General features: G+C 67.6%; 19 protein-coding genes. 10 read left to right on the top strand and 9 right to left on the bottom strand.

Annotated elements, in window-relative coordinates; genetic code table 11:
* The first annotated feature begins 197 nt into the window (after positions 1-197).
* A complete protein-coding gene (locus tag OTERR_RS10120; protein ID WP_149425670.1) occupies positions 198-782 on the top strand; it encodes a class I SAM-dependent methyltransferase in 585 nt (194 codons plus the stop codon).
* A gap of 294 nt (positions 783-1076) precedes the next feature.
* Entirely contained in the window at positions 1077-1967 is an 891-nt protein-coding gene (locus tag OTERR_RS10110; RefSeq protein ID WP_149425669.1) for a DMT family transporter, read from the top strand.
* Between the two features lie 238 nt (positions 1968-2205).
* Here the strand turns inward: OTERR_RS10110 and mnmH are convergent, their stop codons facing one another.
* Positions 2206-3276 carry a tRNA 2-selenouridine(34) synthase MnmH gene (mnmH, locus tag OTERR_RS10105; protein WP_149425668.1) on the bottom strand — a complete coding sequence of 357 codons (1071 nt, stop codon included), beginning with the start codon at positions 3274-3276 and terminating at the stop codon, positions 2206-2208.
* 79 nt (positions 3277-3355) lie between these two features.
* On the opposite strand from mnmH, the gene selD reads away from it, so the two are divergent.
* Complete coding sequence (selD, locus tag OTERR_RS10100; protein WP_149426509.1) at positions 3356-4411, top strand: selenide, water dikinase SelD; 1056 nt, start codon at positions 3356-3358, stop codon at positions 4409-4411.
* Between the two features lie 721 nt (positions 4412-5132).
* Here selD and OTERR_RS16375 read toward each other — a convergent pair.
* Positions 5133-5663: an arylesterase gene (locus tag OTERR_RS16375; RefSeq protein ID WP_246154120.1), complete on the bottom strand. Its 531-nt coding sequence runs from the start codon at positions 5661-5663 to the stop codon at positions 5133-5135.
* Between the two features lie 443 nt (positions 5664-6106).
* Between OTERR_RS16375 and OTERR_RS10090 the strand changes: the two genes are divergently transcribed.
* Positions 6107-6835: an ABC transporter ATP-binding protein gene (locus tag OTERR_RS10090; RefSeq protein WP_149425666.1), complete on the top strand. Its 729-nt coding sequence runs from the start codon at positions 6107-6109 to the stop codon at positions 6833-6835.
* Between the two features lie 580 nt (positions 6836-7415).
* Here OTERR_RS10090 and OTERR_RS10085 read toward each other — a convergent pair.
* The 3 genes from OTERR_RS10085 to fabI are packed head-to-tail and all read right to left on the bottom strand — an operon-like array spanning position 7416 to position 10859.
* A complete protein-coding gene (locus OTERR_RS10085; RefSeq protein WP_246154117.1) occupies positions 7416-8633 on the bottom strand; it encodes an acetate/propionate family kinase in 1218 nt (405 codons plus the stop codon).
* Positions 8630-10048: a bifunctional enoyl-CoA hydratase/phosphate acetyltransferase gene (locus OTERR_RS10080; RefSeq protein ID WP_054621418.1), complete on the bottom strand. Its 1419-nt coding sequence runs from the start codon at positions 10046-10048 to the stop codon at positions 8630-8632. Before OTERR_RS10080 ends, OTERR_RS10085 begins: the two co-directional genes overlap by 4 nt.
* A 43-nt stretch (positions 10049-10091) precedes the next feature.
* The gene (gene fabI / locus OTERR_RS10075; protein WP_054621417.1) at positions 10092-10859 is read right to left on the bottom strand and encodes an enoyl-ACP reductase FabI; all 768 of its coding nucleotides are present in this window, start codon (positions 10857-10859) and stop codon (positions 10092-10094) included.
* A 291-nt stretch (positions 10860-11150) separates the two neighbouring features.
* Between fabI and OTERR_RS10070 the strand changes: the two genes are divergently transcribed.
* From OTERR_RS10070 to OTERR_RS10060, 3 genes are all read left to right on the top strand, one after another.
* Complete coding sequence (locus OTERR_RS10070; RefSeq protein ID WP_054621416.1) at positions 11151-11789, top strand: DUF47 domain-containing protein; 639 nt, start codon at positions 11151-11153, stop codon at positions 11787-11789.
* A 9-nt stretch (positions 11790-11798) separates the two neighbouring features.
* Entirely contained in the window at positions 11799-12806 is a 1008-nt protein-coding gene (locus tag OTERR_RS10065) for an inorganic phosphate transporter (RefSeq protein ID WP_054621415.1), read from the top strand.
* A 135-nt stretch (positions 12807-12941) separates the two neighbouring features.
* Complete coding sequence (locus tag OTERR_RS10060; RefSeq protein WP_149425665.1) at positions 12942-13337, top strand: hypothetical protein; 396 nt, start codon at positions 12942-12944, stop codon at positions 13335-13337.
* A 94-nt stretch (positions 13338-13431) separates the two neighbouring features.
* Here OTERR_RS10060 and OTERR_RS10055 read toward each other — a convergent pair whose 3' ends face one another.
* Genes OTERR_RS10055 through OTERR_RS10040 form a run of 4 tightly spaced genes read right to left on the bottom strand, consistent with a single transcriptional unit; the run spans position 13432 to position 16365 of the window.
* Positions 13432-13938, bottom strand: coding sequence for a DUF3124 domain-containing protein (locus OTERR_RS10055; RefSeq protein WP_054621413.1), 507 nt, complete (start codon positions 13936-13938; stop codon positions 13432-13434).
* Between the two features lie 53 nt (positions 13939-13991).
* Positions 13992-14780: an alpha/beta fold hydrolase gene (locus OTERR_RS10050; RefSeq protein ID WP_149425664.1), complete on the bottom strand. Its 789-nt coding sequence runs from the start codon at positions 14778-14780 to the stop codon at positions 13992-13994.
* A gap of 20 nt (positions 14781-14800) precedes the next feature.
* Positions 14801-16108, bottom strand: coding sequence for an O-acetylhomoserine aminocarboxypropyltransferase (locus tag OTERR_RS10045; protein ID WP_149425663.1), 1308 nt, complete (start codon positions 16106-16108; stop codon positions 14801-14803).
* A 44-nt stretch (positions 16109-16152) separates the two neighbouring features.
* Positions 16153-16365 (bottom strand): YdcH family protein, encoded by a 213-nt coding sequence (locus tag OTERR_RS10040; RefSeq protein ID WP_149425662.1) that lies wholly within the window; start codon positions 16363-16365, stop codon positions 16153-16155.
* Positions 16366-16549: 184 nt separating this feature from the next.
* On the opposite strand from OTERR_RS10040, the gene OTERR_RS10035 reads away from it, so the two are divergent.
* The 3 genes from OTERR_RS10035 (at position 16550) to OTERR_RS10025 (ending at position 20179) form a co-directional block, all read left to right on the top strand.
* The gene (locus OTERR_RS10035) at positions 16550-16870 is read left to right on the top strand and encodes a hypothetical protein (protein WP_054621410.1); all 321 of its coding nucleotides are present in this window, start codon (positions 16550-16552) and stop codon (positions 16868-16870) included.
* A gap of 103 nt (positions 16871-16973) precedes the next feature.
* The gene (greB, locus tag OTERR_RS10030; protein ID WP_054621464.1) at positions 16974-17543 is read left to right on the top strand and encodes a transcription elongation factor GreB; all 570 of its coding nucleotides are present in this window, start codon (positions 16974-16976) and stop codon (positions 17541-17543) included.
* Positions 17540-20179 (top strand): diguanylate cyclase, encoded by a 2640-nt coding sequence (locus OTERR_RS10025; RefSeq protein ID WP_149425661.1) that lies wholly within the window; start codon positions 17540-17542, stop codon positions 20177-20179. The genes greB and OTERR_RS10025 overlap by 4 nt, the downstream gene beginning before the upstream one ends.
* Positions 20180-20330: the final 151 nt, after the last annotated feature.

Here is a 20330-nt window from a genome sequence, read left to right as displayed (position 1 = left end):
CGTTGGGCTGGGGCGGCTGTAGTTATTGAATGCGATGGCTTATTGTGCGATGCAGCAATCTACCATAACGGGGCAATAGGGCAACGGTGTCGCAGCCGATATTTGCGCAAGGTCAACCGCCGTGATCCTGTCATAATCCGCCGCCGGTCGACGTCGCCTGACGTTATTTCCCACGACCACGTTTTGGAATTGTGCCAATGATTGCCACTTCTTTCTCTTCTACTGCGAACGGCGCCCCGTCGCCCTGGGTGGCGCGCTTCGCTCCCCTGATCCCCACCGGCGGCGCCGCGCTCGACCTGGCCTGCGGTAGCGGCCGCCACAGCCGCCTCCTGGCCGGGCGCGGCCACCCGGTCTGCGCGGTGGATCGGGATGCCGAGGCCCTGGCCGGACTGGCCGATGTCGCCGGGGTTGCGCCCCTGGCCGCCGACCTAGAAGGCCCCCTGGATGCGCCCTGGCCCCTGGCCGGGCGGCGCTTCGCCGGCATCGTCGTCACTCACTACCTGCACCGCCCCCGCCTGCCGGACCTGGCTGCCCTGCTCGCTACCCCCGGGGTGCTCATCTACGAAACCTTCATGGCCGGCAACGAGCGCTTCGGCAAGCCTTCCCGCCCCGACTTCCTGCTCCAGCCCCAGGAACTGCTGCGCTGGGCCCAGTCCCAGGGCTGGCGGGTGGTGGCCTACGAGGAAGGGGAGGTGGGCGGTGCGCAGGATGTACAGGGCCAGCGCCCGGCGGTGCTGCAACGCCTGTGCGCCGTGGCCGGTGATCTGTCGGTGCGCCTGTAGCCAGAGCCAGAGCCAGAGCCAGAGCCAGAGCCAGAGCAGGAGCAGGAGCAGGAGCCAGAGCAGGAGCAGGAGCAGGAGCAGGAGCAGGAGCAGGTCGCGACGTCACGGCAGTCACGCCGCCGAATCCTTCCCGCTGCCGTACCAGGCACCCCCGGCCCGGCGGTCAACGTGGGGCCGCGCCGCTTCCCTGGGCCAGCCCGTCCGCCGGGGGCGAATGCCCGGGGTTCGGTTTTTACCCCGGGACGGGGGACAATAACGGGTTTGGCGCGCCGCGCCTACCGACTCCGCTTCCCCATGCCTTACCTGATCTTCATCACCTTCGTCTGGGCCCTGTCCTTCAACCTGATCGGCGAATTCATCGCCGGGCGTGTGGACAGCGACTTCGCCGTGCTCACCCGGGTGGTGCTGGCCGGCGCCGCCTTCCTGCCCTTCATTCGTTGGCGCGGCGTGCCGGCGCCCCTGTTGTGGGGCACGGTGGCCGCCGGGGCGCTCCAGTTCGGCGTCACCTACCTGTGCCTGTACCGCTCCTACGGCTACCTGACGGTGCCGGAAGTGCTGCTGTTTACCATCTTCACCCCGGTCTACGTGACCCTGCTCGACGACCTGCTGGCGCGGCGCTTCAATCCCTGGGCCAGCGTGGCCGCCCTGGTGGCGGTGGGTGGGGCGCTGATCATCCGCTACGGCGGCCTGAGCGGCCACTTCCTCACCGGCTTCTTCCTGTTGCAACTGGCCAACCTGACCTTTGCCGCCGGCCAGGTGGGCTACCGCCAGGTGGTGGCGCGCTACCCGAGCCCGTGGCCGGCTTACCGCACCTTCGGCTTCTTCTTCCTCGGCGCCCTGGCGGTGGCCCTGCCGTCGTTCCTGATCTTCGGCAACCCGGCCAAATTGCCTGCCACCGGCCTGCAATGGGGCGTGCTTGCCTTCATGGGCCTGGGCGCCTCGGCCCTGGGCTTTTACTTCTGGAACAAGGGTGCCTGCCAGGTGGATGCGGGCACCCTGGGCATCATGAACAACATGCACATCCCCGCCGGCCTGGCCTTGAGCCTGCTGGTGTGGCGCCACGAGACCGATCTGGCTCGGCTGCTGGCCGGCGGCGCGGTGATGGGGGCGGCCCTGGTTCTGAACGGCTGGGCCCGGCGGCGCCAGGCGGCCCGGGGTAAGGGGTTGTGGGTTGCCGGGGCCTGAAACGCCGCGTCCTGTCTGGATCTGCGAGGGGAGTGGCTGAAGAGCCGCGCCAGTCCTTGTGTTTCACGATGCCACCTTGGAGGTCCGCATCTGGCGCGGACTTCCAAGGGGTGGGTGCGGCACTTCCTGGTGCCGCGCCGCCGTCTCGTACCTCAAACCGCCCTAGCGTCGGGCCGGACGGTGATGGTGGGCGTGTGGCCGGCTTGGCGGGCTGGCGTCCGGGCCCGCCGGGGCGACGTCAGGCGGTGAGGGCGGCGTCCCGGGTGTCGTCCGCCAGGATGGCCGCCGCCAGCGTGGCGATGCCGGCTTCCGACAGGTCGTCGGCGGCGTAGTCCCGGGAGGCGGCCAGGCCCGTGTAGTTGCGGTCCTGGGAGGCGGCGTAGAGCGGGTCGTAGTGGCCAGTGAGCAGTTCCTCGACCAGGGCGCGGAAGTCGCCGGCCTGCACCAGGGCCGTCCAGCGGGCGATGGTCTCGCCGCCGCGCAGGGCCTTCAGTCCGGCCAGGCGCTCGATCAGCCAGTTGGGGTCGGTGAGGAAGTAGTCGTAGTCGCGCAGCAGGAAGTCCACCCGGGCCGGCACCGTGGCCGACACCACCCGGCAGGCGCCGCCGCGAATGGCGGTAATCAGGGCTTCGGGCAGGTGCAGCTTGCCGATCTTGCGCGATTCGGCCTCCACGTACACCGGCCGGGCCGCATCGAAGCCGCTCAGGGTCTGCCACAGCCGGGTCTCGAACCACTTCTGCGCCGGCTGGGGTTCCCCGGGCAGCACGCCGAGCACCGAGCCCTTGTGGCAGGCCAGCCCTTCCAGATCCAGCACCTGGGCGCCGGCGGCGGCCAGGTGGTGCAGTACCCGGCTCTTGCCGCTGCCGGTGGCCCCGGCGATGACCCGCCAGGTGAAGCGGGGCGGCAGTTCGTCCAGGGCCTCCACCACCAGGTGGCGGTAGGCCTTGTAACCGCCGTGGAGTTGTTGGGCGTTCCAGCCGATGGAGCGGAATACGGTGACCATGGCGCCGGAGCGCATGCCGCCGCGCCAGCAGACGATCAGGGGTTTCCAGTGCTTGGGCCGGTCGAGGAAGCGTTCGCGCAGGTGGGCGGCGATGTTGGCCGAGATGTAGGCGGCGCCGAGCTTCTTGGCCTCGAAGGGCGACACCTGCTTGTACAGGGTGCCCACCTCGGCCCGCTGCTCGTTGCTCAGCACCGGGCAGTTGATGGCCCCGGGGATGTGGTCCTCGGCGAATTCGAGAGGGGAGCGGACGTCGATGATTTCGTCGAATTCCGCAAGCTGTGCTACGGTGGCAACCCCGTTTTTCATGGACTTAGATTCCGTGGCGTGAAGCCCGCCAATTGCGTGGCCGACGTGGTTCGGCCCGGTGGGACGCCCGGGAGAGGACATCATGGAAGTAAAACTGACGCAATTTTCCCACGGCGGCGGCTGCGGCTGCAAAATCGCCCCCGCCGTCCTGCAAAAAATCCTCGCCACCATGCCCCCCGGGGTGATTCCCCCGGACCTGCTGGTGGGCACCGAATCGAGCGACGACGCGGCGGTGTACCGGCTCAACGACAGCCAGGCCCTGGTGGCCACCACCGACTTCTTCACGCCGATCGTCGACGATCCCTACGACTTCGGCCGCATCGCCGCCACCAACGCCCTGTCCGACGTCTACGCCATGGGCGGCACCCCGGTGCTGGCCCTGGCCCTGGTCGGCATGCCCCTCGACAAGCTGCCCCTGGAGGTGATCGGGCGCATCCTCGAAGGCGGCGCCAGCATCTGCCGCGAGGCCGGCATTCCCGTGGCCGGCGGCCATTCCATCGACGTGCTCGAACCCATCTACGGTCTGGTCGGCCTGGGCGTGGTCCATCCCGAGCGGGTCAAGCGCAACGACCGGGCGCAAGTCGGCGACGTGCTGATCCTGGGCAAGCCCCTGGGCGTGGGCATCCTCTCCGCCGCCCTGAAGAAGGGCAAGCTGACCCCCGAGGGCTACCAGACCATGGTGCGCTGGACCACCACCCTCAACAAGGTGGGCGCCACCCTGGCCGGGCTGGACGCGGTCCATGCCATGACCGACGTCACCGGCTTCGGCCTGGCCGGCCACCTGCTGGAAATCTGCCGCGGCTCGCAGCTGGACGCCCGGGTGCGCTTCGCCGACCTGCCCCTGATCGACGAGGCGGTGGCCCATGTGAAAGACGGCATCGCCACCGGCGCCTCCACCCGCAACTGGGCCGGCTACGGCGACCAGGTGGAACTGGCCCCGGGCATGGACGCCAACGGCTGGGAGCAGAAGCTGGTGACCGATCCCCAGACCTCCGGCGGCCTCCTGGTGGCCTGCGCACCGGACCAGGCGGACGCGGTGCTGGCCACCTTCCGCGCCGCCGGCTTCGCCGAGGCCGCCGCCATCGGCGAACTGGCCCCGGTAGCCGGCGAAACGCCGCGGCTGCGGCTTGTTTAAAGGGCGTGTCTGCTTGACGCGCTGAGCGCTGCAAAGCGGACCACCAAGGCAGTCCGGTCCCCAAAGGGGCGCCGAGGAAACCGGCTGGACCGCTAGCAACGCAGCGTTAGCAGAAGTGTCGCGGGATGGCAGGGTCGTATGTAGTGGCCAGTTTTTGCGCACGCCCTGGAAAGGCGCGCCAATAAACGATCTACACTGTGCCTTCCCGCTCAGCCAATACCGGCGCGGCTTTCAGGGGGCATGCCTTCAAACGCCGCGCCAGTCGTGGCTTTCCGGGTAGTGCCTCAACACGTGCCCCAGCGCCATGTGTGCCCTTCTTCCCCGCCGAGCAACGCAGGCCGGGACGGAACAGGGCGAGGACTGTCCGAGGCCGCAGGCCGAGTTCCGCAGCCCCCGTCCCGGGCGAGTAGCGCAGGGCACCGGCAGGCCAGTTTTACCGGCCTGCCGGCGGGGGAGCGGGCACGGCGTTCTTTGGCTACTTTCTGTCGCCGGACAGAAAGTAGCTCGCCGTCAGGCGAAACCCGGCGGTTCAGATTGCGCCAGTGCCAGGTGAGGGCAACGCTGAAAAGCGAACCACCAGGAAAAGCGAATCACCAAGGCACCAAGAGCACCACGCTTCACCAAAGGCACAGCGATTCGCCGTCCGACGTGGTACCCCCTGGTGTCCTGGTTGTTCACCTCGCCTTTACCTCGCCCGAGGCAAAGCAAGGATGTCGTTCCCTTATTTGAGCAGGGGGGCCAGCGCCGGCCAGACGTTGTCGAGCAGCCGGCCCTGGGCCTCGGCAACCGGGTGCAGGCCGTCGGCCTGGAACAGGCGGCGGTCGCTCGCCACCTGGTCGAGCAGGAAGGGCGGCACCGGCAATTTTTCCGCCTTGGCCACCTCGTTGAAGGCATCCCCCACGGTGCGGGCGTAGGCCCCGTAGTTGGGCGGCAGTTCGATGCGCACCAGCAGCACCTTGGCGCCGGCGGCCTTGGCCGCCCGGGTCATGGTCACCAGATTCTTCTTCATCTCGCCCACCGGCAGGCCGCGCAGGCCGTCGTTGGCGCCCAGCTCGATCACCACCACCGCCGGTTTGTGCTTTTCCAGCAGGGGCGGCAGGCGCGACACGCCCCCGGCCGTGGTCTCCCCGGAAATGCTGGCGTTGAGCACGGTGTAGGCCGGGGCCTTGGTTTTCAACCGTTCGGCCAGCAGGGAGGGCCAGGCCGCGTCCTGGCGGATGCCGTAGCCGGCGGACAGGGAATCGCCGAACACCAGCAGGGTGCGTACTCCCGCCGGGGCGGCCTGGACGGTCGGGATGGGGAGCAGCAGGGCCAGCAGGGCCGTAGCAAGCAGGCCCCGGGCGCGCGCCGGGAGCCGTCCGGGTCGGGCTGGCGCCCGGTTCGCGGCATGAGCGCATGGGTGCGTGGAGGTGGGACCGGCGGCCCACGCCGCCGTGCCGACGCCCGGCGGAGGCGGGGAGGGCTGTCGCCGGTCGAGCCAGCGGCCAAGCGGGGCGCCAATCCAGTGGCGAATCCTGCCGCTGATCCTGCTGGCCACTCCGCTGTGCATTCCGTCGCGAATAGAACCACGAATAGCGCCGCGAATGCCGCCCCCAATCCGGGCGATAATGCCAGGGCCCGGTTGCCCGAAACCCGGTTGCGGGCGCGGTAACACCTGTTCCTGCCGTTCACTCATCCTTTTTTCCGTCCTTGCCCATGGCTTCTACCAGTTCCCTGTCGGCGGCGACCGAGTTGCCCGACGCGGCCGAACCCCACGGCGCGGTGATCGAAGCGATCGCCCTGTCGAAGACCGTGACCACCGCCGAAGGCGCGCCGCTGCCCATTCTGCACGAGATCAGCTTTGCCGTGAGGCCGGGGGAAACGGTGGCGGTGGTGGGAGCGAGCGGCTCGGGCAAGTCCACCCTGCTCGGCCTGCTGGCCGGCCTGGACACCCCGAGCAGCGGCCAGGTGCGCCTGGCCGGCACCGACCTGGCGCCTTTGTCCGAGGACCGCCGGGCGATCCTGCGTGGCCAGCACCTAGGCTTCGTCTTCCAGTCGTTCCAGTTGCTGCCCGCCCTGTCGGCCCTGGAGAACGTGATGCTGCCCCTGGAGCTGGCCGGACGGCGCGACGCCGCGGCGGTGGCGCGCAGCTGGCTGGCCCGGGTCGGGCTGGAGCACCGGCTTTCCCACACCCCCAAGCATTTGTCCGGCGGCGAGCAGCAGCGCGTCGCCATTGCCCGGGCCTTTGCCACTTCGCCCCGGCTGGTGTTGGCCGACGAGCCCACCGGCAACCTGGACGCGGCCACCGGCGAGAAGATCATCGAATTGATGTTCGCCCTCAACGCCGACGAGGGCACCACCCTGATCCTGGTGACCCACGACGAGCACCTGGCGGCCCGCTGCTCCCGGGTGCTGAAGCTCAACGCCGGGCGGCTGGAGGGCTGACGCCGGGGCGGGCCGGGGTTGCCCGTCCGCCTTGGTCTTCAACCGACCCCTGCCCGGAAACCTAGGCGGGGCGCGGACTTTCGTTGGGTATGCCTGGAGAGCCGCGCCAATGCTTGCTATACGGGACTGATGCCTGGAGATCGGCTACTGGCGCGGGGTTTGGCGTGGTGGCCTACGCGCTGGCCGGTGATTTCTCCGCTTTTCTCCCCCTTTGCCGCATTTCCGCAGCCGCGGCGCACCCGTCGCACCCCGGCTCCCGGGGCCGGTTACGTTGCCTTGATCCGGCCCCCGTGCCTGGCGCGCCTGGCGGGCGCTACCGCCGCAATGCAGGGCCGGAACACCGTGAGTGCGTGGAGTGACCTGGCAATCCTGGACGCCTCGTAATCCTGGGAATTCTGGGAATTCTGGGAATTCTGGGAATGCGGAGAGTCCTGGCCGCCCCGGATGGCTCCGAATCCGCTGTGCCGCCATGGCCAGCCGGCCGGCTCCGTGGCTGAACTCCATCCCCGAAAACGGCGCGGGGGCCGCCGGCTGATTGCGCCGGCGGCCCCCGCGGGGCGTCCCCGAAAGGGGGCGGTCCTTACAGCCCGAGCAGGCGCTGGGTGTGGTGGGCGATCATCCATTCCTCGTCGGTGGGCAGCACCAGCACCTCCACCGCGCTGTCCGGCGCGCTGATGCAGCGCGGCAGCTTGGAGGGGGCGTTGTTGGCCTCCCGATCGAGCTTGATGCCCAGCCAGCCGGCCTGGGCGCAGACCTGCTCGCGCACCGGGGCGGCGTGCTCGCCGATGCCGGCGGTGAACACCAGTACGTCCAGGCCACCGGCTGCCGCCGCCAGGGAGCCGAGCTCCCGGGAGATGCGGTAGCAGAACAGGTCCACCGCCTCCTTGGCGTGGGGGTGGTCCGAGGCCAGCAGCTCGCGCATGTCCTGGGAGATGCCCGAGACGCCGAGCAGGCCGGACTGCTTGTAGAGCAGCTTGGTGATGGCGGCGGCGTCCATCTTCTTTTCGTCGAGCAGGTAGAGCACCACGCCCGGGTCAAGATTGCCGGTGCGGGTGCCCATCATCAGGCCGTCCACCGCGGTGAAGCCCATGGTCGAGGCGACGCTCTTGCGTCCGACCATGGCGGCCATGCTGGAGCCGTTGCCCAGGTGGGCCACCGCCACCCGGCCGTCGGCCCGGTCGGTGTGGGCGGGCAGGCTGCGGGCGATGAACTCGTAGGAGAGGCCGTGGAAGCCGTAGCGCTTGACCCCTTCGTCGGTCAGCGCCCGGGGCAGGGCGAAGGTCTGGGCCAGGACGGGCTGGCTGCGATGGAAGGCGGTGTCGAAGCAGGCGATCTGGGGAACGTCCGGCAGGATCTCGCCGATGGCGTCGATGCCGTCCAGGTTGTGGGGCTGGTGCAGGGGGGCCAGGGAGACGAAGGAGGCCAGTTCGCGGCGGATGTCCGGGGTGAGCAGCACCGGGGCGGCGTACTTCTCGCCGCCGTGCACCACCCGGTGGCCGACGCCCTTGGCCTTCCAGCCCTCGCCGTGGCTGCGCAGCCACTTCACCAGGTAGAGCAGGGCCTGGTGGTGCTGGCGCTCCTGGGAGCCGGTGATGTCCAGGTCTACGTCGTCGAGCTTGTTGCCGGCACCGTCCTTGGCCTTGATGTGGGGCTTGGCGCCGATGCCGTCGATCTGGCCCACCAGGGCCGGGGCGGTGGCATCGAGCTCGAACAGGGAGAACTTGATCGACGAGGAGCCGGCGTTGAGGGTCAGGACGCAGGGCTTCTCGTTGTCGGGGTAGTACGGGGGCAGGCTCACGCGGCGTCCTCCTTCTTGCGGGCGGCCTGGGCCATCAGGGCCATGATGGCGCAGGAGGCGGTGCGGGTCTCGGCGGTGTCGGCCCGGGAGGTGAGCACGATGGGCACCCGGGCGCCCAGCACGATGCCGGCGGACAGGGCGTTGGCCAGGTATTCGAGCTGCTTGGCCACCATGTTGCCGGACTCCAGGTCGGGCATCATCAGGATGTCGGCGTCGCCAGCCACCGCGGACTTGATGCCCTTGGTCTTGGCGGCGACGATCGACACGGCGTTGTCGAAGGCCAGGGGGCCGTCGAGCAGGCCCCCCTTGATCTGGCCCCGGTCGGCCATCTTGCACAGGGCGGCGGCCTCCAGGGTGGACTGGATCTTGGGATTGACCGTCTCCACCGCCGACATGATCGCCACCTTGGGCTGCTCGATGCCGAGCACGTGGGCCAGGTCGATGGCGTTCTGGGTGATGTGGACCTTGTCTTCCAGAGTCGGGGCGATGTTGATCGCCGCGTCGGTGATCATGATCGGCTTGTGGTAGGTCGGCACGTCCATGTAGAAGACATGGGAGATGCGCCGCTCGGTGCGCAGCCCGGTGGTGCGCGCCACCACCTCGCCCATCAGCTCGTCCGTGTGCAGGCTGCCCTTCATCAGCGCCTCGGCATCGCCGTTGCGCACCAGGGTCACCGCCAGGGCGGCGGATTCGTGGCTGTGGCGGGTGTTGACGATGCGGTAGGGGGAGATGTCCAGGCCCAGCTCTTCGGCCAGCTGGCGGATCTTGGCTTCGGGGCCGACCAGGATCGGGTCGATCAGCCCTTCCCGGGCGGCCTGGATCGGGCCCTTCAGGGATTCGGCGTCGCAGGGGTGGGCCACTGCCACGTCCACCGGCTTGCTGCCCCGGGCCCGGGCGATCAGAGCCTGGTAGCGGGCTTCCTTGTCGGCGATGGTGATCTGCGGCATGTGCATGCGCGGCCGGCGAATCTTCTCGGTGGGGGCCAGCACCTCGGCGGTGCCGCGCACCACCTGCAGGCCTTCCTGGTTGACGCAGACGCAGTCGAACAGGATGTGCTTGTTGTGATCGAACTTCTGCTGGGCGGTGATGGTGATGGTGATGGTGTCGCCAATGGTCACCGGCCGCGAGAAGTGCAGGGTCTGGTCGATGTAGATGGTGCCCGGGCCGGGGAACTGGGTGCCGAGCACGGTGGAAATGAGCGCTCCCGACCACATGCCGTGGGCCACCACTTCGCGGAACAGGCCGCTGGCGGCGAATTCCGGATCCACCACCGAGGGATTGACGTCGCCGGACATCACGGCGAACAGCTGGATGTCCTCGGGACGCAGGGTCCGCACCAGGTGGGAGGAATCTCCCACCTTGATCTCGTCATAGGTGCGGTTCTCGATGAAGTCGTCGTGGTTCGGGCTTTGCATAAGGCCTCCAGGAAAGGGGGTCGGGAGCGGGGGCTGCGTGGCGTCAGCCGCCGACGATGTTGTAGCCGCCGTCAATATAAATGGTGCCGCCGGTCAGGGTGGTGGCCACGTCGCTGACCAGGTAGGCCGCCAGGGCGCCCACGTCGTCGATCGATACCAGGCGGTGCAGGGGCGAGCGCTCGATGGCGTCCTGCATCAAGTGGTCGAAGTTGGCGATGCCGGAAGCGGCCCGGGTCAGCAGCGGCCCCGGGGAGATGGCGTGCACGCGGATGCCCTTGGGGCCCAGTTCGGATGCCATGTAGCGGGTGGCGGACTGCAGGGCGGCCTTGACCGGACCCATGATGCCGTAGTTTTCCACCACTTCGTCGGCGCCCAGGTAGCTCATGGTCAGCAGGCAGCCGCCGTCCTTCATCAAGGGCTCGGCCAGCTTGGCCATGCGCACGAAGGAGTGGGCGGAAATGTCCATGGCGCGCAGGAAACCGTCGCGGCTGGAATCGACCACCCGGCCGTGCAGATCGTTCTGCGGGGCAAAGGCGATGGAGTGGACGAGAAAGTCGAGTTTTCCCCAGGATTTTTCCAAGGTGGCGAAAACTGCCTCCATCTGTTCCGGTTGCTCCACGTCCAGGGGCAGGAAATGGCTGGCGCCCAGGGATTCCGCCAGGGGGCGAACATGAGGCTCGGCCTTGGCGTTTAGAAAGGTCAGGGCCAGTTCCGCTCCGCAGCTCTTGAAGGCCTTGGCACAGCCGTAGGCGATGCTTTTATCGTTGGCGACGCCAACCACGAGGCCTTTTTTACCGTTCAGGTTAAACATGGAGTATCCCTTATGAAATTGATCTGGAGGGTGTTTAACTACTTTAGTTGCACTGCAACATCGACGGTTTGATATTAATCAATGCAATCGGGTAGGTCGTAGTTGCAATGCAGAATAACCAGATCATAAGCCATTCGGGTGACAGCGGCATGAAGCGGCGGTCCCGTATTGGCCGGTGCCCGGGGAAACCATTGGAGTACTCGCTGTTACTTCTGACAAAAGTCACAGGAGCGCGCGGGAGCGGCGGGGGAGAATGCTAAAATATTTCTTTTTTATTTCTCGACACCATCCATGTTCGGTCGCTTCATGCCCCAAGAGGGCAAATTTTTTGACCTGTTCAACGCCCATGCCGAGTTGGTCGTGCAGGGGGGGCAGGCGTTGGTCGGGCTGATGACCCAGCTCGGCAAGTCCGATGAGGAGTCCCGGGCCTACGCTGAAGCCGTGGATACCGCCGAAACCCGGGCCGACAAGGTCACCCACGAAACGGTTTCGCTGTTGCACAAGACCTTCATCACGCCCCTGGATCGGGACGAGATCCACCAGTTGATCATCCGCATGGACGACATCCTGGATCTGATCCAGGACGCGGCCCAGACCCTGACCCTGTACGACATCCGCCGCGGTACGCCGGAAGCCAAGCAGCTGGCCGAGATCTGCCTGTCCTGTTGCGAGCGTGTGCGTCACGCGGTGTCGTTGCTGCCGACCCTGGACCAGGGCCAGGCCATCCTCAAGACCTGCCAGGAAATCGACCGGCTCGAATCCGATGCCGACCGGGTCATGCGCGGCGCCATTTCCCGCCTGTTCCGCGACGAGCCGGATGTGCGCCAGCTGATCAAGCTGAAGGCCATCTACGAAATCCTCGAGACCGTTACCGACCGCTGCGAGGATGTGGCCAACATCATCGAAGGCATCGTCCTCGAAAACTCCTGATCGACACCCATGGATACCCTGACCATCAGCCTGGGGGTCGTGATCGTGCTGGTGGCTCTGGCGCTGGCCTTCGACTTCATGAACGGGTTTCATGATGCGGCCAACGCCATTGCCACCGTCGTCTCCACCGGCGTACTCAAACCCCACCAGGCCGTCGCCTGGGCCGCGATGTTCAACTTCATCGCCGTGGCGGTTTTCCACCTCAATGTAGCCACCACCATCGGCAAGGGCACCATCGATCCGGCCATCGTCGACCACATCGTGGTCTTCGGCGCCCTGATCGGGGCCATCGCCTGGAACATCATCACCTGGTACTACGGCATCCCCTCGTCCTCGTCCCACGCCCTCATCGGTGGGCTGGTTGGGGCCGGCCTGGCCAAGGCCGGGCCCGATGCCCTGATCGCCGGCGGCATCCTCAAGACCGTGGCCTTCATCTTCGTTTCGCCCCTGCTCGGCTTCCTGCTCGGAACCTTGCTGATGGTGATCGTCGCCTGGCTGTTCCGCCGTTCCACGCCGCGCAGGGTCGACCGCTGGTTCCGTCGTCTGCAGCTGATTTCCGCCGGCCTCTACAGTTTGGGCCACGGCGGCAACGATGCGCAGAAGACCATCGGCATCATCTGGATGCTGCTCATCGCTGCCGGCATGACCGCCAAGGCGGACCCGATCCCGACGTGGGTGGTGATCGCCTGTTACGTCTCGATCAGCCTCGGCACCCTGTTCGGTGGCTGGCGTATCGTCAAGACCATGGGCCAGCGCATCACCAAGCTCAAGCCGGTGGGCGGCTTCTGCGCCGAGACCGGCGGGGCCATCACCCTGTTCCTGGCCACCATGCTGGGCATCCCCGTCTCCACCACCCACACCATCACCGGCGCCATCGTCGGGGTGGGCTCGGCGCGCAAGGTGTCGGCGGTGCGCTGGGGCGTGGCCGGCGGCATCGTCTGGGCCTGGATCCTGACCATTCCTGCCAGCGCCCTGGTGGCGGCCTTTGCCTGGTGGATCGGCAGCCTGGTGCTCTGACCCTCTGGTAGCCCCCCCCCTGTTCCCGAAACGGCCCGATGAAGTGCTTCATCGGGCCGTTTTTCTTGTCCCCTGCGCTTGCCCCCTGCGATTGCAGCGACCATGATGAATACGTGAAGTCCATGAGGAGGGGTTATGGCTAGCATCGCGAAAAGAACACATTTCCGCCCCTGGCTGTTGGGCGTTCTGGTCGGCGGTTTGCCGTTCGCGCCGGTCTGGGCCGGCAATACCGATTTCCTCAAGGAATCGGCAGTCGGCCACTTCAGCCGTGAGGACGTGGCCTTGATGGAAAAGACGCTGCAGGATGCCCTGAACAATGCCGCCGATGGTCAGACGGTGGCGTGGCGCAACGACCGGACCGGCAGTAGCGGGCGCATCACGCCCGACAAGGCACCGGTCGGCCAGGAGGGGTGCCGCCGGGTGCGAGTGGAAAACTTCCACGACAAGCGCCAGGGCAGCGATGAGTACGTGCTGTGCAAGGACGGGGACCGCTGGGTGATCCCTGCCGCCAAGACCGCCAAGGGCAAGTAGGGGTGTCTGGGCTGGTCTAGGCTGGCTGCGATGCCGGCGCCCCAATGCAAAGGCCTCCCGAGGTGGGAGGCCTTTGCATTGGGGCTGATGCGGCTTATTCGCTGATTTGCCGGGCCTGGGTGTTGAATGAGATCGCCCGATTGCCGTAGAGGTCGGTATGGACTGCCTCCACCAGGGGCGGGTTGATCGCGGCGTCGGCCTGCCAGCGGATCAGGAAGTTGGCGCCGGACCCCCCCTCGGCCTCGCGCCGCTCGATGAACAGTTCCAGGGTGCCCAGGGGCGGCACGGTCTGGGGCTGACTGACGAAGTCGCGCAGGGACTTGCCGGCGGTGTCGTAGTAACGGGCCTGGGTGACGCGCAGGGGACGGGTCGGGTCCGTGTTGCGAATGCTGACCAGGGCCGACAGGTAAACGATTTCCGGCCGCCCCTGCTTGTCCCGGTTGCCGTGCCACAGGTGCGAATACACCGGCAGGTAGAGGGTCTGGCCCCGGGACAGGGCGGGGGCTTCCTGGGCTTGGGCCAGGGAACCGCCGAGCAGCAGCGCGATGGCGGTTCCGAGGGCGAAGCGGCGCCGAAGCGGGGAGGAAGGCGGTCGGGTCATGGCGGGCTCCACGAAAGAACAGGGCGGAAAGCCGAGGGACGACGAAATCGGGCTCAGACGAAATCCCGCAGGGCGTCGAGCACGGCGTCGGGACGTTCGGCCATCATGGCGTGGCCGGCCCCGGCGATGGACGCCACTTTCACGCCGGCAATGGCGTCACGCAGGCCCTGGACAGCCCGGGGCGGGGTCATCAGGTCCCGGTCGGCGCACACCAGCAGGGCCGGACAGGCCACCTTGGCGGCGGCTTCCAGCCCACCCAGGTAGGCCTGGCAGTTGAGCAGGTCCCGGTGCAGCACGCCGGGCTTGGAGCGGCGCATGATCGCCAGGTTGAGGCCGGTCTGCCACACCCCGGGGGTGGGGTTGCCGCCGACGTGGGTGGCGGGGGCGTGGGACCACAGGTTGACCATTTTGTAGGCCGTTTCCGGATCGTCCTGGGCGGCGGCGAGCAGGGCCTCGGACACGCCCATGGGAAAGGCCGCGCCGAGCAGGGCGATCTTGCTCACCCGGGCCGGGTGGCGGGCGGCGGCTTCGAGGACGGTCATGGCGCCCATGGAGTGCCCCACCAGCACGGCCTTGTCCAGCCCGGCAGCGTCGAGCAGGGCGATCACCCAGTCGGCCAGGGCTTCCACCGAGGCCAGGGGAGCGCCGCCGGAGCGGCCATGGCCCGGCAGGTCGGGAGCCAGCACGGCATGGCCGTGGTGGGCCAGGTAGCGGGTTTGCAGCGCCCACACGCTATGGTCGTGGGCGGCGCCGTGGATGAACACCACGGCGGGGCGGGCGGGGTCGAAAGCGACGCCGCCGGTATAGACGAAGACGGGATGGTGGTTGACGGTCAGTTCCATGGATCGGTCCGGTTTCGGGCTCAGCCCTTGAGCAGCTTGGCGACGGCGGCCAGGCCGCGGGAGAGGTCCTCGATCAGGTCGGCCGAGTCTTCCAGGCCCACCGACAGGCGGATGGTGCCCGGACCGATACCGACCTGGGCCAGGCTGGCGTCGTCCATGCGGAAGTGGGTGGTGGTGGCCGGGTGGATCACCAGGGACTTGGCGTCGCCCACGTTGGCCAGGTGGGAGAACAGGCGCAGGGATTCGATCATCCGCTTGCCCGCCTCACGGCCGCCCTTGACGTCGAAGGTCAGCACCCCGCCGCAGCCCTTGGGCAGCAGCTTCTGCGCCAGGGCGTGGTCCCGGTGGCTGGCCAGTTCCGGGTAGGACACCGACTCCACCACGGGGCTCTCGGCCAGGAAGTTGGCCACCGTGCGGGCGTTGGCGCAGTGGCGCTCCATGCGGATGCCCAGGGTTTCCATGCCTTGCAGGATCTGGAAGGCGTTCATCGGCGACAGGCAGGCGCCGAAGTCGCGCAGGCCCTCGCGCCGGGCACGCAGCAGAAAGGCGGCCACCGGCGACTCCTCGGCGAAGTCCATGCCGTGGAAACCGTCGTAGGGCGCGGTGAGCAGGGGGAAGCGCTCGGCATTGGCCTCCCAGTCGAAGCGGCCGCTGTCCACCACCACGCCGCCCACCACGGTGCCGTGGCCGGACAGGTACTTGGTGGCGGAGTGCACGACGATGTCGGCGCCGTGGTCGAAGGGGCGCAGCAGGGTTGGCGGGGTCAGGGTGGCGTCCACCACCAGGGGGATGCCGGCCTCGTGGGCGATGGCGGCTACCGCCGGGATGTCCAGCACCGGCAGGGTCGGATTGCCCAGGGTCTCGGCCAGGAAGGCGCGGGTCTCGGGGCGGATGGCGGCACGCCAGGCGTCCGGGTCCCGGGGATCGACGAAGGTGGTGGTGATGCCGAAGCGGGGCAGGGTGTAGGCGAGCAGGTTATGGGAGCCGCCGTACAGGGCCCGGGAGGCGACCACATGGCCGCCGGCCCCCATCAGGGTGGAGAGGGCGAGGAACAGGGCGGCCTGGCCGCTGGCGGTGGCAATCGAACCGATCCCCCCTTCCAGGGCGGCGATGCGCTCCTCGAAGGCCGCCACGGTGGGGTTGGAAATGCGCGAATAGACGTGGCCGGCCCGTTCCAGGTCGAACAGGGCGGCGGCGTGGTCGGCGTCGCGGAAGACGAAGGAGGTCGAGAGGTGGATCGGCAGGGCCCGGGCGCCGGTGGCGGGGTCGGGCGGGGTGCCCGCGTGCAGGGCGAGCGTATCCAGCGAATAGCCGTCGATTCCGGCCATGGGGAGTCTCCTGAGGGGTGGGGCCGAGTTTGCTGGGCGCGATCTCAGGCCGGGATGTCGGGGACCAGCATGCCTTCGAGCAGGGTGATGCGGTCCTTGAGCTGCAGCTTGCGCTTCTTGAGGCGTTGCACGAGCAGTTGGTCGGTCGGGGGGTTGGCCACCAGGCGGGTGACCACCTCGTCCAGATCCCGATGCTCCACCTGCAGGGCATGCAGACGGGCGTTGATTTCCTCGATTTCTTCCGCGGTCAGCGTCACGGTATGGGGGTCTCAGAAGCGTTGCCCGCAATGGTAGGGCGGGGCCATGACAAAAACAATCGGTTTGGCTGGCCTCGTTCGCCGCGGCGAAGGGCGCCATGGCGGGAAACCGAGCCCCCTTGGCGGAAATGGCTTTGGCGTTAGAATGAGGTTCTCTCACCAAATCCACAATCAAGGAGGGGACATGCAGTACGACGTGGTCGTAGTTTATGGACGGGACCGGGAGTACACCTTCCGCTTCACCGAAGCCGATTTGCAGGGAACCAGCGATACGGATGCCCGCCGCTGGTTCGACAAGGAGTTCGTCGACCTGGAGTGCGAGCCCACCAACCCGATGGGCAAGGTGCTGATCATCGACAAGATCCTCAATGTCGCCAAGTACGGCGGCGAGGCCCGTTTCGGTGCCGGTAACACCTGGGGGCAGACCTTTGCCCGCAACACCGCTGCGGCGCTGCAACGGCCCACGGTGCGCATCGATGTGCCGGCGTTCCAGATCGGCTTCTGAGCGCTTTGCTTTTTCGCCAGCGCCCGGCCCTGTGCCGGGCGCTGGCTTTTTGCAGTGGTGATCGCAGGTCCGATCGCCTAAAATCGACGTTTTGGTGCTGGCCATGAACAAGGCATTCGTGCGGGAAAATGACGGCGACGAGGGGGATGACGGGGACGAGGATCTCGCTCCGGCCCTGCGCCTTCCCCAGGGCACGCGCAACTACATCTCCCCCGCCGGTTTCGCCCGGCTCAAGACCGAGCTGGACGAGTTGATCAAGCGTGAGCGGCCGCGGGTGGTGGAAGTGGTGTCCTGGGCCGCCAGCAACGGCGACCGTTCCGAGAACGGCGATTACCTCTACGGCAAGAAACGCCTGCGCGAGATTGACCGGCGCATCCGCTTTCTCACCAAGCGGCTCGACATCGCCCAGGTGGTGGACCCGCGCCAGCAGGAAAACGTGGAACAAGTCTTTTTCGGCGCCACCGTGGCGGTGTGCGACGAAGCGGGCAACGAGGCCGTCTACACCATCGTCGGTGTGGACGAGGCCGACGTGACCCGCGGCCGCATCAGCTGGATTTCGCCCCTGGCACGGGCACTGCTCAAGGCCCGCGAGGGCGATGTGGTTCGTTTCCAGAGCCCGGTGGGGCTGCGGGAAATTGAAATCACCGATATACGCTACGAGGTCTGGGATTGACGACGATCATGCATTACGACCTGCCGGTGACGCGCATCCTCCAGCGGGAATTGTTGGTCTGCAGCCCCGATACGACCCTGGCGGTGGCCGCCTCGCGCATGCACGAAGCCCGCTGCGGATCGATTCTGGTGGTGGATCCGGCGCTGCCCGAGCAGGTACTGGGTATCTGGACCGAGAAGGATGCACTGGCGCTCGATTTCAACGATCCCCACGCCTTGGAACGGCCGGTGATCGAAGTGATGAGCACCCCGGTCAAGACCCTGCCCGACCACGCAAGCCTGGGCGAGGCAGCGGTGCGCTTCAAGCAGGACCGGATTCGCCATCTGCTGGTGGTCGATGGTTCGGGGCGGGCCCAGGGGGTGGTGTCCCAGACCGACGTGGTGAACAACCAGGGCATCGAGTTCTACGTGCATTTGCGCAACGTCGAGTCGGTGGTGAAGAGTCTGCCCCTGCAGGTGGAGGCCGAGACGCCGATGGCCGAGGTGGTGCAGCGCATGCGCGAGGCGCGCTGCGATGCCGCCATCGTCTGCGCCAAGGGCGTGAAAGGCATCCTCACCGGGCAGGACGTGCTGCGCCTGATCAGTCAGGGCACCCTGGCCACCACCGCCGGTCGGGTGGCCTCCTTCCCGCTGATCATCGTGCCCCGCGACGCTACCCTCTACCAGGCGCGCCAGTTGTTCGCCGAGCGGCGTATCCGCCACCTGGGGGTGGCGGGGGACGACGGCGACATCGTCGGCCTGCTGTCCTATGCCGATATTCTCGACAGCGTCGAGCAGGAATACGTCCGCGAACTCCAGGCCGCCCTGGCCGATCAGGCCCTGCGCCTGCAAAAATCGGAACAGGCCCTGGCCCTGGCTTCCAAGGTGGCGGAAACCTCCCTGGAAGCGATCATGATCACCGACCATCGCCAGATCATCCGTTCGGTGAACCCGGCTTTCACCCTGATTACCGGCTACACGGCGGAAGAAGCGATCGGCCGGGACACCCGACTGCTCAAGTCCGGTCTGCACGATCGTGCCTTTTACGAGGCGATGTACGAGCGCATCACCGAGAGCGGCGAGTGGCGCGGCGAGATCATGAACCGGCGCAAGAACGGCGAGATCTACCCCGAGGCCATGACCATCACCGCCGTGCGCAACGCCGCCGGCATCATTTCCAACTACGTCTGCGTCTTTTCCGACATCTCCGAGCAGCGCCGCTCAGAGAGCGACCTGGCCGAAAGCCGCCAGCAGCTCGAACAGCAGTCCAACCTGACCGAGTCGATCCTCGACACCCTGCCCCTGATGGTCACCGTGCGCGACGAGGCTGGCCGCTTCGTCGTGGTCAACGAACTGGCCGCGTCCGTGCTGGGCAAGGGGAAGCCCGACCTGGTCGGGTGCCCGGACGAAGAGGTGCTGCCCGCCGAAACCATCAAGCGCCTGCGTGAGGACGACCTGAAGGCCGTTCAGTCCGGCAAGGTGGTGGTCCGCGAGGAACGTCTGGCGCTGGATACGGACAATCCGCGCCATTACCTGTCCTACCGCCGGGCGATCCGTCTTGGCCGGCGCCAGCTGACCATTGCCGCCTCGGTGGACATCACCGAGCGCAAACACGCCGAAACCATGCTGGCGGTGGAACGCCAGGTCCTGCGCCTGATCGCCGAGGATGCGCCGCTTCAGCGCACCCTGGAACTGCTCAGCGGCAAGGTGGAAAAAGCCGTGCCCCGCGCCCGGGCCATGGTTCTGCTGCGCGGCGGGCCCGCCCGGGAGGATGGCGGCGTACCGATGTCCCTCGGCGCTGCGCCTTCCCTGCCCGCCTGGTTCCGGGAAACCCTGACCAGCAGCGTGCTGTTCGCCCGGGACGCCACCTGCGGCCCGGCCCTGCATTTCGGCGTGCAGCATCTGTGCGACGACGTGCGCCTGGATCCGCGCTTTTCGCCTTCCCGGGAACGCCTCGACCGCCTGGGGGTGCTGTCGGTCTGGTCCACCCCGATCATGTCGCCGGGGCGCGACTCGCTGGGGGTGTTCACCCTGTTCCTCGACGATTGCCGCCGACCCACCCCCCTGGAGCAGGAAACCCTGGACCATGCCTGCAAGATGGCGGCGATTGCCATCGAACGTTCCCGGGCCTCGGCCGAGTTGCAGCGCCTGGCCACCACCGACACCTTGACCGGGTTGGCCAACCGCTCCCGTTTCCTCGATACGGCCGGGGAAGAATGGGCCCGCTCGCGCCGCTTCGGCCATGCCCTGGGCGTGCTGATGATTGATGTGGACCACTTCAAGCGCATCAACGACACCCACGGCCACGCCGCCGGCGATGCGGCCCTGCGCCATATCGCCGCCTGCCTGGGCACGGGAATTCGCGAGGTGGACCGGCTGGGGCGCATGGGCGGCGAGGAATTCGCCATGGTGCTGCCCGAAACCGACGGCGTCGGCGCCATGCAGGTGGCCGAGCGGTTGCGCCAGACCGTGGCGGCGGAACCGTTCATGCTCGCCGACGGCGTGCCCCTGCGCCTTACCGTGAGCATCGGCGTGACCGTGCGGGTAGAGCGGGACGACGTGCTCGACCGCCTCTTCGCCCGGGCCGACGAAGCCCTCTACGAGGCCAAGCGCAACGGCCGCAACCAGGCGGTGTTCAACAACGGCGCCCTGAACTGACCGCCGCTGCCCGCAACCGGCCTGGCCATCATTGCGCCGGGCCGAGGGGCGGCAGGGGCTGCGACTCACCGCCTGGTGGGCCGGGCGAATGTCGTTCTCCCCGACGTTGTTCTTGCCCGGGGGCTTGAAATCTCCAGGCGTGCCCCCATGT

The organism is Oryzomicrobium terrae (genome assembly GCF_008274805.1).
In the GTDB taxonomy this organism is placed as follows: domain Bacteria; phylum Pseudomonadota; class Gammaproteobacteria; order Burkholderiales; family Rhodocyclaceae; genus Oryzomicrobium; species Oryzomicrobium terrae.
Note: the sequence above shows the minus strand (reverse complement) of the source record. Positions and strands in the feature narration are given on the sequence as shown.

What these genes read in the sequence shown, in the direction of transcription:
- OTERR_RS10120 (WP_149425670.1), top strand. Translation starts at nt 198, where the DNA reads ATGATTGCCACTTCTTTCTCTTCTACTGCGAACGGCGCCCCGTCGCCC.
- OTERR_RS10110 (WP_149425669.1), top strand. Translation starts at nt 1,077, where the DNA reads ATGCCTTACCTGATCTTCATCACCTTCGTCTGGGCCCTGTCCTTCAAC.
- mnmH (WP_149425668.1), bottom strand. Translation starts at nt 3,276, where the DNA reads ATGAAAAACGGGGTTGCCACCGTAGCACAGCTTGCGGAATTCGACGAA.
- OTERR_RS10090 (WP_149425666.1), top strand. Translation starts at nt 6,107, where the DNA reads ATGGCTTCTACCAGTTCCCTGTCGGCGGCGACCGAGTTGCCCGACGCG.
- OTERR_RS10080 (WP_054621418.1), bottom strand. Translation starts at nt 10,048, where the DNA reads ATGCAAAGCCCGAACCACGACGACTTCATCGAGAACCGCACCTATGAC.
- fabI (WP_054621417.1), bottom strand. Translation starts at nt 10,859, where the DNA reads ATGTTTAACCTGAACGGTAAAAAAGGCCTCGTGGTTGGCGTCGCCAAC.
- OTERR_RS10070 (WP_054621416.1), top strand. Translation starts at nt 11,151, where the DNA reads ATGTTCGGTCGCTTCATGCCCCAAGAGGGCAAATTTTTTGACCTGTTC.
- OTERR_RS10065 (WP_054621415.1), top strand. Translation starts at nt 11,799, where the DNA reads ATGGATACCCTGACCATCAGCCTGGGGGTCGTGATCGTGCTGGTGGCT.
- OTERR_RS10060 (WP_149425665.1), top strand. Translation starts at nt 12,942, where the DNA reads ATGGCTAGCATCGCGAAAAGAACACATTTCCGCCCCTGGCTGTTGGGC.
- OTERR_RS10055 (WP_054621413.1), bottom strand. Translation starts at nt 13,938, where the DNA reads ATGACCCGACCGCCTTCCTCCCCGCTTCGGCGCCGCTTCGCCCTCGGA.
- OTERR_RS10050 (WP_149425664.1), bottom strand. Translation starts at nt 14,780, where the DNA reads ATGGAACTGACCGTCAACCACCATCCCGTCTTCGTCTATACCGGCGGC.
- OTERR_RS10045 (WP_149425663.1), bottom strand. Translation starts at nt 16,108, where the DNA reads ATGGCCGGAATCGACGGCTATTCGCTGGATACGCTCGCCCTGCACGCG.
- OTERR_RS10035 (WP_054621410.1), top strand. Translation starts at nt 16,550, where the DNA reads ATGCAGTACGACGTGGTCGTAGTTTATGGACGGGACCGGGAGTACACC.
- greB (WP_054621464.1), top strand. Translation starts at nt 16,974, where the DNA reads ATGAACAAGGCATTCGTGCGGGAAAATGACGGCGACGAGGGGGATGAC.